Annotated in this window: 13 protein-coding genes; 1 reads left to right on the top strand and 12 read right to left on the bottom strand. The window is 35.8% G+C overall.

Annotated features, from left to right (window positions below; translation table 11 throughout):
• Nucleotides 1-203 precede the first annotated feature (203 nt).
• The 9 genes from GF867_RS13300 to GF867_RS13260 all read right to left on the bottom strand — a co-directional run bounded on the left by GF867_RS13300 (nucleotide 204) and on the right by GF867_RS13260 (nucleotide 9965).
• Complete coding sequence (locus GF867_RS13300) at nucleotides 204-1136, bottom strand: ABC transporter permease (RefSeq protein ID WP_153833578.1); 933 nt, start codon at nucleotides 1134-1136, stop codon at nucleotides 204-206.
• Between the two features lie 14 nt (nucleotides 1137-1150).
• Complete coding sequence (gene opp4B, locus GF867_RS13295) at nucleotides 1151-2113, bottom strand: oligopeptide ABC transporter permease (protein ID WP_153833577.1); 963 nt, start codon at nucleotides 2111-2113, stop codon at nucleotides 1151-1153.
• A gap of 2 nt (nucleotides 2114-2115) precedes the next feature.
• Entirely contained in the window at nucleotides 2116-3078 is a 963-nt protein-coding gene (locus tag GF867_RS13290) for an ATP-binding cassette domain-containing protein (protein ID WP_153833576.1), read from the bottom strand.
• Nucleotides 3078-4091, bottom strand: a complete 1014-nt coding sequence (locus tag GF867_RS13285) for an ABC transporter ATP-binding protein (RefSeq protein WP_153833575.1) — start codon at nucleotides 4089-4091, stop codon at nucleotides 3078-3080. Before GF867_RS13285 ends, GF867_RS13290 begins: the two co-directional genes overlap by 1 nt.
• An 81-nt stretch (nucleotides 4092-4172) precedes the next feature.
• The gene (gene acpP, locus GF867_RS13280; protein WP_153833574.1) at nucleotides 4173-4415 is read right to left on the bottom strand and encodes an acyl carrier protein; all 243 of its coding nucleotides are present in this window, start codon (nucleotides 4413-4415) and stop codon (nucleotides 4173-4175) included.
• A 182-nt stretch (nucleotides 4416-4597) separates the two neighbouring features.
• On the bottom strand, nucleotides 4598-5593 hold the full coding sequence (gene plsX, locus GF867_RS13275) for a phosphate acyltransferase PlsX (protein ID WP_153833573.1): 996 nt from the start codon (nucleotides 5591-5593) through the stop codon (nucleotides 4598-4600).
• A 27-nt stretch (nucleotides 5594-5620) separates the two neighbouring features.
• Nucleotides 5621-7666, bottom strand: coding sequence for an ATP-dependent DNA helicase RecG (gene recG / locus GF867_RS13270; RefSeq protein ID WP_153833572.1), 2046 nt, complete (start codon nucleotides 7664-7666; stop codon nucleotides 5621-5623).
• Nucleotides 7667-7897: 231 nt separating this feature from the next.
• Nucleotides 7898-9577, bottom strand: a complete 1680-nt coding sequence (locus tag GF867_RS13265) for a DAK2 domain-containing protein (protein ID WP_153833571.1) — start codon at nucleotides 9575-9577, stop codon at nucleotides 7898-7900.
• Nucleotides 9578-9605: 28 nt separating this feature from the next.
• A complete protein-coding gene (locus GF867_RS13260; RefSeq protein ID WP_153833570.1) occupies nucleotides 9606-9965 on the bottom strand; it encodes an Asp23/Gls24 family envelope stress response protein in 360 nt (119 codons plus the stop codon).
• 353 nt (nucleotides 9966-10318) lie between these two features.
• Between GF867_RS13260 and rpmB the strand changes: the two genes are divergently transcribed.
• Nucleotides 10319-10507: a 50S ribosomal protein L28 gene (gene rpmB / locus GF867_RS13255; RefSeq protein WP_153833569.1), complete on the top strand. Its 189-nt coding sequence runs from the start codon at nucleotides 10319-10321 to the stop codon at nucleotides 10505-10507.
• A gap of 216 nt (nucleotides 10508-10723) precedes the next feature.
• Here the strand turns inward: rpmB and GF867_RS13250 are convergent, their stop codons facing one another.
• The 3 genes from GF867_RS13250 to GF867_RS13240 all read right to left on the bottom strand — a co-directional run.
• A complete protein-coding gene (locus GF867_RS13250) occupies nucleotides 10724-11062 on the bottom strand; it encodes a hypothetical protein (protein WP_153833568.1) in 339 nt (112 codons plus the stop codon).
• A 188-nt stretch (nucleotides 11063-11250) separates the two neighbouring features.
• On the bottom strand, nucleotides 11251-12006 hold the full coding sequence (locus GF867_RS13245; protein WP_153833567.1) for a thermonuclease family protein: 756 nt from the start codon (nucleotides 12004-12006) through the stop codon (nucleotides 11251-11253).
• A gap of 167 nt (nucleotides 12007-12173) precedes the next feature.
• A partial coding sequence (locus tag GF867_RS13240; RefSeq protein WP_153833566.1) for a type II toxin-antitoxin system antitoxin occupies nucleotides 12174-12333 on the bottom strand: 160 nt, incomplete at its 5' end.

Genomic DNA, 12333 nt, shown 5'->3' with positions numbered 1-12333 from the left:
ATCCTCTAATACAATATTTGGGTCTTTAATTTCGAACAATTTTGCGATACTATGTATATATGCCAAGTGAATTCTCCTTTTGATGGTTGTGGTGACTATATTATAAAGGAAATCACTGGCTTTTTTTGTACAAAAAATTAAAAAGAGTGTCAGTGAGGATTTCCTCACCAACACTCAAAATTTTAGAACCAAAATTATATCTCTTATCCTCGGCGTTGCTTGCTATCAGCAGCTCTTTGCATTGCTTGTCCAATGTAGTTAATACATAACATTAAGACTAACATTAAAATAACAGCTGGTAACCAAACCCATGTTTTATTCTCAATAACATCCGGGTTATTCGCATAACCAATTAAAGTACCTAAACTTGGTGTTCCAACAGGTAAACCGAAACCTAAGAAACTCAAACCAGTTTCAATCCCGATGTTTGCTGCGAAACTCAATGTTAAGTTAGTAATGATTAGTGAACTTAAGTTAGGTAATAATTCGATAAACATGATTTTCCAATCACGCGTACCTAAAGTTTTCGATGCACTTATATAATCTTTTGAAGCTTCACTTAAGGTAGCGGTTCTGAATAACCGTGTTTGACTCACCCATGCAAATGCTGTTAAGACCCAAATCAATGTCCAAACGTTAAATGTACGCATAATCGTTACGACTACGATAATAATCATTAGTTGTGGCAATACCATGATAAAGTCAACAATACGCATCATGATATCATCAATAATACCACCATAGTAGCCAGAAATTATCCCAGTTACAATACCAATGATGGCCGTTAAAATTGTAATTGTCCAACCGATAAATAACGAGTTACGAGCACCCACGATAAGTAGCGCAAATACATCACGTCCACCTTCATCAGTACCTAACCAATAGCCATCTTCACCTGGTGGTGTAAAACGGTTAAAAATATTAACAGTCGTCGCTTTGTCTAAATCAATAAAGAATGACGCAAATATAACACCTAATACAATGACTAATAAAATAATCAAAGCACCCATTGCTATTTTATCTTTAGCAAACTCACGACGGATTACTTCAAAGCCGACAGGAGGAGCGCCTTCATGGTTCTCATCTTGAACGACTTCTGCTGTTTTAGCATCTACTTCTTGTTTATTTAATACCATTATTAGCCTCCTCCTTAATTTATTCTAATTCTTGGATCTACAAATACCATGATAATGTCAGATAATAATGTCCCTAAAAGTGACATTATACCGAATAATAGGACTAATGCTGTCATAACTGAGAAGTCACGGTTGCTAATTGAACCAACAAACAACGCGCCCATTCCTTGGTATGTGAAGATTGTTTCAGTAATAACTGAACCTGAAATTAAACCAGTGATCGTATAACCCATAAATGCCGCAATTGGCAATACAGAGTTACGGAAGATGTGGCGTGAATAAACTTTAGATTCCGGAACACCTTTAGCACGTGCAGTACGCACATAGTCTTGTGTTTTAGCATCAATAACTCCGGTACGTAAATATTGAATCGTACCTGTAGTACTTATTAATGCCAGTGTCACTGCAGGTAGAATCATATGGTTTAATCTTGATAAAACATAATCTAGCGTTCCTGGAGATACACTTGAGCCCACGGTACCACGTGTTGGGAACCAGTCTAATGTATAACCAAATAACCATAACATTAATAGTCCCAATACAAATGACGGAACTGAAAAACTAATAAAGTTATATAAGTTTACACCTTTATCTAACCAAGAGTTTTGGTAACGTCCAGATAGTAGACCTAATGGTAAAGCAATAATATAAGTTAAGATAACTGTTAATAATGATAACCATAAAGTAGGCCAAATTCTTTGTCCAATGATTGAAAGTACTGGTTGACGATGTTGCCAACTACGACCGAAGTCTCCACGAATAGCACCGCTCACCCAATCTACATAGCGTTCTGGCATTGGTTTATTTAAACCGAGTTTCTCACGCATTGCTTCAACTTGTTCTGCTGAAATAGTTGGATCAATAAGACCTGTCAAAGCATCCCCAGGCATCAATGAACCTAGTACAAAAACTAGAATACTCAGAATGACAATTTGAGGAATCATTAAAATAATACGACGTAATATAGTTTTCCACATAATTAACGCACGCTCCCTTCTGTTAATGAAGCGACATCTTTCAATGCAACTTTATGAGTAGATGAAATTTCTTTCAAGTCGTATACACGACCTTCTTCAGAATAATATTTAGCAGCGTTTTGTTGATATTCTTTCTCAACACGTAATCGAGCTAATTTATGTTCTTCACGGTTGTTAGGATCGATTTGTGGAATTGCTGATAATAACCGTCTAGTATAGATGTGTTGTGGTTCTTCATAAATATCATGACGCGTTCCATATTCAGTAAAACGACCACGGTACATAATGGCTAATTCATCACACATATGTTTCACGACACCTAAGTCATGAGAAATAAATAGATAACTAATGTTATATTCATCTTGGATTCGTTTCATAAAGTTTAATACTTGGGCTTGTACAGATAAGTCTAAAGCAGAAACAGGCTCATCAGCAATAACCAATTTAGGGTTGATTGCTACTGCACGTGCAACACCAATACGTTGTCGTTGTCCACCTGAGAACTCATGCGGATATTTGTTTAAGGCTTCTTCTGTTAAACCAACAATTTCAAGGAGCTCAATACTACGGCGACGTTCTTCTTCTGGCGTCCAGTTCGCAAAGTTGCGCATTGGCTCAGTCAGAATATCTGAAATACGACGTTTAGGATTAAAGCTTGACAGTGCGTCTTGGAAAATCATTTGCACATTACGACGGTATTCAGAACGGCGGTTACGTGCTTGTTTAGATACTTCTTCACCTTTATAGTAAATATTACCTGAGGTAATTTTCTCTAAACCAATAATAGCTTTACCAATTGTTGATTTACCTGAACCAGACTCACCAACTAAACCGTAAGTTTTACCTTCTTCAAAAACAAGGCTGACATCATCAACCGCTTTAACTTGATCAGTCACACGGTTAAAGAAACCACTACGGATTGGATAATGTACTTTTAAATTATCAATTCTAATAAATTCTGACATTAGTTACCCTCCTCTTCGAAATGGAAGTGCTCATGACAAGTACAACGTACCCAGTGTCCTGGTTCCACTTCATGTAAAGTTGGGTTTTCTTCGTGAGCATCAGCTGGGATCCAAGGGATACGTGCAGCGAAACGACAACCTGTACGAGGCATGCGTGTTAATGGCGGTACAACACCTTGAATAACGTGTAATTCTCCACTATCCTCATCCACCATATCATTTGATTGTGGAATCGAACGTAATAATGACCGCGTATAAGGATGTTTAGGATTATTAAATAGTAAGTCTACAGGTGCTATCTCAACAAACTGACCTGCATACATAACAGCTACACGGTCTGCTGTTTCTGCTACTACACCCAAGTCATGCGTAATTAAAATAATGCCTGATTCTGTTTCGTCTTGAATATCATTTAATAAATCTAAAATTTGAGCTTGGATTGTAACGTCTAGCGCCGTTGTTGGCTCATCTGCAATAATAATTGGCGGTTTACAAGCTAAGGCAATCGCGATAATAACACGCTGTCTCATCCCACCTGACAATTCATGTGGATACTGTGCGGCCATACGAACAGGGTTCGCAATTCCTACTTGATCCAATAATTCTAGCACACGTTCTTGTCGTTGTTTTTTATTCAATTTTGTATGATAGAATAAAGCCTCATCAATTTGATCTTCAATCGTCATTAAGGGGTTTAATGATGCCAATGGATCTTGGAAAATCATCCCAATATCGTTCCCTCTAATTTGATTGTATTTAGTCTCATCGTACTCAACAAGGTTCTCATTATTATAAATAATTTCTCCAGTAATTCTAGTATTTAATCGATTATGTAAACCAACAATACTTGTTGCTAAAGTACTTTTTCCACATCCTGATTCACCAACAATGGCCAACTTTTCATTCTTAGATAAGGTAAAAGAAATGCCATCGACGGCATCAAAATACGAATCTTTGATTCTAAAGCCAGTATGTAAATCTTTGACTTCTAGTAGAATTTTATTATTCTCCATTTTATGCCTCCGCTTCGTTTGTATTGACATAAAAAGTACTACTCTAGTAGCAAGTAGTACTTTCCACTTTTAATTAGTTACTTACTTTTTTAATTCTTCAATATAACTGACAGCATCTCCAATGTTTGATAATTGTTCGATTTTATCATCTTCAAATTGAATATTAAATGTATCTTCTAATTCCATTACTAATTCTACAACATCAAGAGAATCAGCACCTAAATCGTCAAAGGTCATTGAAGTTGTAACTTTGTCTTCTTGAACGCCGAAACGATCGACAATCATTTCTTGAACTCTTTCGAATATTGATTGTTCTTGGGTCATAACTACACCTCCTATGCTTTAGCTTCGTCCATTAATCAATTTCAATATACTTACACATTCTACCGACAATAATAAGAATTGTCTATATTTTTTAAGAATTTAATGTAAATAATTATAGATTAATCTCATTAATAGTTAAACCTCTCAATATTATAACAAGAAAAATTTGAAATACCAATTAATTAATCTTCAAAAAAACTAATCGTTTGGTTAATTACACCAGAGTTTGTCACTTTTCTAGCTTGACGGATTGCATTAAAAATTGCTTCTTCATTTGAAGAACCATGTGCTTTAATAACGGCTCCCTTAACACCTAACATTACAGCACCACCGGCTTTGGTATCATCAAAGTTATCTTTAAGGCCTGCTAATGCATCTTTAATCATCAACGCGCCTAATTTAGTTTTCATTCCGCCACTCGTTAATGCACCTTTAATTGCCTTAAATACACTCTTAGATGTTCCTTCTAAAGTCTTAAGAATCGCATTTCCCGTGAAACCATCGGTCACAGCGACATCAACACTGCCGTTTAATAATTCTTTCGCTTCAATGTTACCGATAAAATTAATCGATTCTTCTTGAGATAGTAATTCATAAGCTGCTTTACTTAAGTCGTTTCCTTTTCCAGCTTCTGTTCCATTATTAATTAAACCAACACGAGGTGACTTAATTTCCAATACTTCTCTTGCATAATAACTTGCTAGAATTGCGTGTTGTAATAAATTGATTGGTTTAGAATCAGCATTGGCACCAGCATCCATTAAAATAAATTGTGGATGTTCTTTAGAAATTGTTGGAATTACTGGCATTAAACCTGGACGGTCAATATTCTTAATGCGTCCAACCACTAATAAACCACTTGCTAACAACGCTCCAGTACTTCCAGCAGAAAGTAATACGTCCGCTTCACCTTCTTTAACTGCTCGAGCTGCTCTTACCATTGAAGAATCTTTTTTTCTACGAACCGCAATAACTGGCTCATCTTCTGCTTCAATTATCTCAGTAGTATGAATCACTTCAACTCTTTCTTGTACCTTTAAATGTTCTCTAATTTGAGCTTCATCTCCAAATAATTTAACTTGAATATCTTCAAACGCATGAATAGCTAAATTCACTCCGTTAACTACCGCTGCTGGTGCATTGTCTCCACCCATTGCGTCAATTGCAATTGTTACCATTGTTTTCCTCCTTGTTTATACACTTCTTTATACTTCAATCATTTGTTTTTCAACCCATTGTGATAACGTTAAGATTTCTTCTTCACTGAGTCTTTCTGGTGTTTTCAGTAATTGCCCCACTTCTTGACGAGCAACTTCTAATACATGTTGATCTTCAAAGATATTGGCATAATGAAATTGTGGTAAGCCACTTTGATTACGGCCTAGCACATCTCCCATACCTCTTATTTTCATATCTTCTTGACTAATAATAAAGCCATCTTGATGTTGGCTCATTATCTGCATTCTTGCTTTACCTTGTTCTGTTGTTGGTTTAGAAATTAAATAACAATAGCTTGCTAAATTGCTTCGCCCGACTCGTCCTCTTAATTGATGTAATTGAGCCAAACCAAACCTTTCCGCTGATTGAATGACAATTACAGTTGCATTGGCAACATCGACTCCTACTTCGACCATCGTTGTTGCCACAAGAATTTGAGTTTGGTTGCTACCAAAACTTTCCATCACAACTTGCTGTTCTGTTTTATCTAGTTGCCCATGAAGAACATCAACTTGATAATTCGGAAATCGAGCTCTTAGTTTATCCGAAACTTCTAAAACATTTTCGATCTGCTCCATATGTTCGGAACTTTCAATTAATGGTAAGACATAATAAATTTGATGCCCAGCTGATAACTCATCTGCCATCGACTGATAAACTGTTTCGATTTGCTCTTCCTCAACTAGGACAGTCGTAATTGGCTGACGCCCATTAGGTAATTCATCAATCGTTGATACACTCATTTCTCCATACAAAGACAGTGCCAAGGATCTTGGAATTGGCGTTGCGGTCATTTGAAGTAAATTAATCGAATCTTTATCGACTCCTTTGTTTAGCATCGCTTGTCTTTGTCCGACTCCAAATCGATGTTGTTCATCGATAATTGCTAAACCTAGATTTTTAAATTTAATCGCGTCCTGTATCAATGCATGTGTTCCAATAACAATACGTATACGGCCTGTATGCAATCCATCAATAATTGCTTTTTTTTCAGCGGTGTTCATTACACTAACAAATAATTCTGCTCTCAAACCGATGGATTCAAACATTCGATTAAAACTTTTGACATGTTGTTTAGCCAATATTTCGGTCGGTACTAATAATGCGGTTTGATAACCTGCAATCACACTTGCAATCATTGCCAAGAAAGCAACCAATGTTTTCCCGCTTCCTACATCTCCCTGTAGCATACGTCGCATCGGAAAATCAGCCATTAAATCATAACAAATTTCGTTAACAGCTCGCTTTTGAGCTGTAGTTAAATTAAACGGGATAGATTGAATGACTTCTTTTAATTCTTCAACATCATATAAAATTCGGGTGCCCGTTTGTTTTCTTTGCCTTTGAGTCGCTAATTGCAACCTCCATTGGAACAAAAAGAACTCTTGGAAAATTATTTTACGTTTAGCTTGTTTGGATTCTTCACCGTTTTTAGGGAAATGCATTTGAAATAAAGCTTGAGCTAAGGGAATCATTTGATATTTTTCATTTAGATAATGTGGAAGTAATTCTGGTATCTCCTCAAAGTAATCTTCAAATGCTTGTTTTATCGCTTGAATTATTTGTGGCTGTCTTAGCCCCTTCGTTGTGTGATAAATTGGCGCGAAATCTTGGTCACTTTCAGCTTGTTTAATTAACTTCATACCAAGTAAATTTTGTTGGTTGCTTTGCCATTTCCCGTATACTGCTTGTGTTTCACCAAGATGAATACTATTTTTTAAATAAGGTTGATTAAAGAATGTTACTGAAATAATTTCATGATCGGATACTGCTAGCCTAAAATTTAAGCGACTTTTCTTTCGTCCAAAAAACTGCACAACAGGTTCTGAGACTATTTTACCTTTTAAGGTTACTTTTTCTTGATCGAGAATGGTCGCTAACTCCCTGACCTGGATATCTTCATAACGAAAAGGAAAATGAAACAACAGATCCTTAATCGAAGCTATGCCAATTTGTTGAAATTGTTGAACTTTCACTGGTCCAATCCCTTTTAAATTCGACAACGAATCAAACCAACTTTTTCCCAGGGTCATCTATACTCACCGCCTTAAACTTTCACAAAATAAGATACATGGAATCTTCATCTTTAATGATACTAAACTGGACATTTTATTTCTATCTAGCAATTTTATTTTTATTAATATTTTGTAGAAAAAAAAGACGCATATACCTGAGCTATCAGTAGGCTAAGGTGTAATTTAACGGAATCATTAAATTTACAACCAGGCATAATGCTTTACAGGTATAGACGTCTTATTGCTTGATTATTCTGCTGATAAAATATAATGATAAACTGGTTGGTCGCCTTGTACGAACTCAATTTCAACATCTGGGTATTTAGCTTCAATTTCCTCAGCAACTTTTTCTGCTAATTCAGTATCGCCATCTTCACCAACGATGATTGTAATTAACTCCATGTCTTCATTAATAATATACTCTAATGTATTTGATAAAGATGATTCAATGTTTGCTTCTGATAAAATAATTTTACCATTTACTAAGCCCATGTAGTCATCTTTTTTGATTGACACGCCATCAATCTCTGTATCACGAATTGAATAAGTAATTTGACCACTAATCACTGTTTGACTAGATTCAGTCATAGCTTCTTTATTCGCTTCTAAACTTTGACTTGGATTATAAGCTAACATTGATGAAATCCCTTGAGGAATTGTAGTAGTTGGAATAACTACCGTTGGAACATCCGTTACTTGCGCTGCTTGTTCAGCAGCCATAATAATGTTCTTGTTGTTAGGTAGAATGATAATATTCTCAGCTGCTACTTGATCAATTAATTTAATAAAATCTTCAGTCGATGGGTTCATCGTTTGTCCACCTGATAATACTTCGTGAACACCGATTGATTTAAATAATTCCATCATTCCTTCACCAGCAGCAACTGCGATGATAGCAAATGGTTTCTTTTCAACTGGTGTTGCGACTGTTTTATCCGCTTGTAAAGCTTGATCTTCTGCTTCTAAGCCACGAACTTGTTCACGCATATTATCCACTTTAATCTTAATCAACTCACCAAATTCTTGGCCAAGCTGCATGATTTCACCTGGATTTTCAGTGTGAACATGAACTTTTACGATTTCATCGTCATTAACGACTAATAAAGAATCACCTTTAGTGTTTAATAAATTACGGAATTCATCGTAATCAAATTCTTTTGTAACTGTTGGACCTTGTCCGATACGCACCATGATTTCTGTACAGTAACCATATGTAATGTCTTCCATCGATAATGGTGTTTCGTTGTCGCCTTCAAACATTGCATGTGAGTGCTCAGATTTTGCTGCTTCTACTGCATGATCAATAATAACTTCGCCTGTTAATGCTGCTAAAAATCCTTCATATATACATAATAGACCTTTACCACCACTATCAACTACACCAACTTGTTTTAAGACTGGTAATAAGTCAGGCGTTTTATCTAGAGATAAGCTTGCACCTTTAACGATTGATTTCATTACTTCGATGATATCTTCTGTTTTAGCCGCTTTCTTTTCACCACGAATAGCTGATTCACGTGCAACAGTTAAGATTGTTCCTTCAACTGGTTTCATCACCGCTTTATATGCAGACTCTACTCCACCTACGAATGCAGCAACAAAATCTTCTGAAGACAATGTTTCTTTATCTTTAATTGCCTGTGAGAAACCACGGAAAATTTGCGACAAGATAACGCCTGAGTTACCACGCGCACCCATTAATAAACCTTTAGCCAAAGATTGTGCTAATTCCCCTACATGTTCACTTTTACTTTGTCTTAGGTTTTCAAGCCCTGATTGAAATGACATGTTCATATTTGTTCCTGTATCACCATCTGGTACTGGGAATACGTTTAATGAATTAATCAAATCTACGTTTTCACTTAAGCGTTCCGCTCCGGCAATAACCATCGCCTGAAAATCAGATGCGGTTAACTTTTCTAATTCCAACTTATGTCCTCCTTAGTTGGTCGATTAATTAATCAACCTTAACTCCTTGTACGTGCACATTTACATAGCTTAATTCAAAGCCTAGTAATTGCTCTACGTTATATTTCACGGTTTGTTGAATATTCTGACAAATCACAGAGATTTTTGTACCGTAAGTAACGACGATATAGACATCAACCATCACTTCATCATCTGCATCTTGAGAAATAACGACACCTTTTGCATAGTTATCTTTTTTAAGAATTTCAGTAATATTATCTCGGATGAAACTTTTACTTACCATTCCAACAACACCATAGTTATCAGTAACGGCTGCCCCAACAACTGTCGCAATAACATCTGTTGTTAGCGAAATTTGTCCATTGGGTGTTTGAATATTTATAGTCATTTAAAGTCCTCCTATAAAGTTTTATATCTTCATTATTTTAGCATAAATGTGCGCTTTACGCATCAATAATAGCAAATACTGAGATATTCTTAAACTATTTGGATTCACAAACATCTAATAAGTTACCATAAAACATTCAAATAGCCTAGTTATTTTTAAAATTTATTCAATTTATCATGAGACTTTAATTATATTACGCTCTTCTATTAATTTTACATAGCGCTCTATTTGAGTTTAATCAGCTTTCTGATCTTTTTCAATTCTTTCCTTGATTTGCGCTCGATTATATGGTAAATTATTTTGGTATGAAATGCAGCGACGAATGCTCCTGCAATAAAAAGGAGGAAAAAACAATGGCTAAAGTATGTTATTACACAGGACGTAAAGCAAAAAGTGGTAATGCTCGTTCTCACGCTATGAACGCTTCAAAACGTCGTTTCGGCGCTAACTTACAAAAAGTTCGCATCTTAGTTGATGGTGAACCTAAGAAAGTTTGGGTTTCAGCTCGTGCATTAAAGAGCGGAAAAGTAGAACGCGTTTAATCTTTATTGAATATTAACTTAAGCTTGTTCGCAAGTCTTAATATAAAAGTGAGTGCCCTTCATTTATTGAAAGGCACTCTTTTTATTTCTATAAGAAACAAAACTTCGGACTTTGTTCGAGATCTATTTCGATTTCACGTTATCAGCTTGCGTTTATTCAGCAAGTTAGCCTTTTTGTTGGTGGACAGCTAATATATCTATCTTATTCCACACTGTCTATAATTTTAAGAGGCCGTAAAAATCACTGTTCATTCTATAGGGTCCATTTAATCTAGTCGAAGGTGCCAAACTATCGGCTAGAATAAAGGCTAATCTAGTCGAACGTCTAAAACTATCGGCTAGAATATCAGCTAATCTAGCCGAAGGTCTAAAACTATCGGCTAGAATAAAGGCTATTCTAGTCGAAGGTCTAAAACTATTGGCTAGAATATAAGCTAATCTAGCCGATTGGCTCAAACTATCGGCTAGAGTATCAGCTAATCTAGCCGAAGGTCTAAAACTATCGGCTAGAATAAAAGCTATTCTAGTCGAAGGTCTAAAACTATCGGCTAACAAACTCACATCGCCTTGGAATACAATAAGCTGAGCGAAGTAAAAGCTAACTAAATCAACATAAATCTTAAAATCCCTTATACTATTAAACTTATACCTGGATTATTCACTTCAATGATAAAATGATTAAAATGACTGTCATTTTTAACAAAAAAATACTTTGAGGTTATTTTTATTTAAATACACGATGATTACTGAGGAACCTCGCAACCAACCCCGTCTTTATCACCATCAAATTGGGGACGAAAACCAGGATCGCCCTCCCTAATCGGTGCCTTACCAGCTTGCCAAACTTCCTTACAGTTTCGATAATAAACTTCTTCCGCTTCATTGACAGAACCAGCTGAATGGTTGGCTTGAAGTTCATGTTCAGCTTCGTTAATAAACTCCAAATCTCCATCCACCCACACCCTTAAGCCTTCATATTTGGCTTTTTCTTGCGCTTCATAAATGGCTTTGACATATTGACTATTAGGTAAATATTGATGGATGTATCGTGCAATAGCATAACCTTCTCTAATTAGAATTTCTGATAAGAGATGCCCATCAACCCAAACATGCACTAAATCACGTTGATATTTATCCTTTTTGGGACCTTCATATTCAATTTGAATTAATTCAGCTTCTTCAAATAATTGATTGACTCGCTTACGCGCCGCCTTACTATATGGTACGCCTCCTCTAATTTCAGGAGCATCCATTAATAAAAATCTTGCTTTAATACTTGGCTCAATCTGACGTTCTAAAATAAAGTCCGCTGTATCCCCATCGTACACTTTAAAATCTTTAACGGTAATTAATTGATCCGGGCTAGCAGTCGTTTCCGCTAAAGTGTTATAGCCTAAAGCGGCCTCAGTGACTTCTGCTTTAATTACTGGAGGATGAAACATTAGTAGCAGTAACAGTCCTAATAAACAACCGATATAACGATGTTTATCTTGTCTCATATGTCTCTCCTCCAATCCTTCTATTCATCCTATTATAACAAATTTTGCGTCCTTTAACTGATTTATTTTTTGGCTATTATTAAATAAAAAACAATGCACATAAAATATATAAAAATCCTTGAACAACAGACTTGCGTCCATTATTCAAGGATATACTTTTAAACAGATTACTCGATATCAAGTTCAATGCCTTCATCTATAGTTTCTGAGACATACTTGCCATCTTTTTTCCGTTGCTTTACACACTCCGTTAGGAGGTATTCAATTTGTCCATTAATTGAACGGAAATCATCTTCCGCCCAAGCCGCTATCTGTTCATAGAGCTTT

This window comes from Fundicoccus ignavus, from assembly GCF_009659375.1.
GTDB lineage: Bacteria > Bacillota > Bacilli > Lactobacillales > Aerococcaceae > Fundicoccus > Fundicoccus ignavus.
The sequence above is the reverse complement of the archived record's forward strand: the minus strand, read 5'-3'. Positions and strand labels throughout refer to the sequence as shown.

Coding starts and splice junctions, on each gene's coding strand:
- GF867_RS13300 (WP_153833578.1), bottom strand. CDS start 1,136: ATGGTATTAAATAAACAAGAAGTAGATGCTAAAACAGCAGAAGTCGTT.
- opp4B (WP_153833577.1), bottom strand. CDS start 2,113: ATGTGGAAAACTATATTACGTCGTATTATTTTAATGATTCCTCAAATT.
- GF867_RS13290 (WP_153833576.1), bottom strand. CDS start 3,078: ATGTCAGAATTTATTAGAATTGATAATTTAAAAGTACATTATCCAATC.
- GF867_RS13285 (WP_153833575.1), bottom strand. CDS start 4,091: ATGGAGAATAATAAAATTCTACTAGAAGTCAAAGATTTACATACTGGC.
- acpP (WP_153833574.1), bottom strand. CDS start 4,415: ATGACCCAAGAACAATCAATATTCGAAAGAGTTCAAGAAATGATTGTC.
- plsX (WP_153833573.1), bottom strand. CDS start 5,593: ATGGTAACAATTGCAATTGACGCAATGGGTGGAGACAATGCACCAGCA.
- recG (WP_153833572.1), bottom strand. CDS start 7,666: ATGACCCTGGGAAAAAGTTGGTTTGATTCGTTGTCGAATTTAAAAGGG.
- GF867_RS13260 (WP_153833570.1), bottom strand. CDS start 9,965: ATGACTATAAATATTCAAACACCCAATGGACAAATTTCGCTAACAACA.
- rpmB (WP_153833569.1), top strand. CDS start 10,319: ATGGCTAAAGTATGTTATTACACAGGACGTAAAGCAAAAAGTGGTAAT.
- GF867_RS13245 (WP_153833567.1), bottom strand. CDS start 12,006: ATGAGACAAGATAAACATCGTTATATCGGTTGTTTATTAGGACTGTTA.